At 65.0% G+C, this 360-nt stretch carries 1 protein-coding gene; it reads right to left on the bottom strand.

Features of this window, described 5'->3' with window-relative positions:
* A partial coding sequence (locus ACLJNW_RS23665) for an OprD family outer membrane porin (RefSeq protein ID WP_410961151.1) occupies positions 1–360 on the bottom strand: 360 nt, incomplete at both ends.

The following is a 360-nucleotide window of genomic DNA, read 5'->3' on the forward strand; positions in this document are numbered from 1 at the left end:
GCGGTAGGTGATGTTGCGCCATTTCAAGGCGACGCTCTTCAGCGGTCCGCTCTGGATCACGTATGACAGGTCGGTGTTGCGCTCCCATTCGCTGTCGTCGGCGCGGCCGGCGCCGCGGTCGATGTCGCGGCCCTGTACATAGCGGGTCATGAGGTTCAGGCCGGGCAGGCCGAGGCCGGCGAAGTCGTAGTCGTAGCGCAGTTGCCAGGATTTCTCCTGCGGTCGGGTGAAGGTCTGGTAGGCCATGAGGTTGGCCACGTAGGGCGTGGTGTAGCCGTTGAGCACCGGAAAGGCGTCGTTGCCGATCATCTTCTGGACACCGATGCCGAAGGCGTGGGCGCCGGCGCGCAGGGTGAGCAT

The organism is Salmonella sp. SAL4457, from assembly GCF_046548235.1.
In the GTDB taxonomy this organism is placed as follows: Bacteria; Pseudomonadota; Gammaproteobacteria; order Enterobacterales; family Enterobacteriaceae; genus Salmonella; species Salmonella enterica.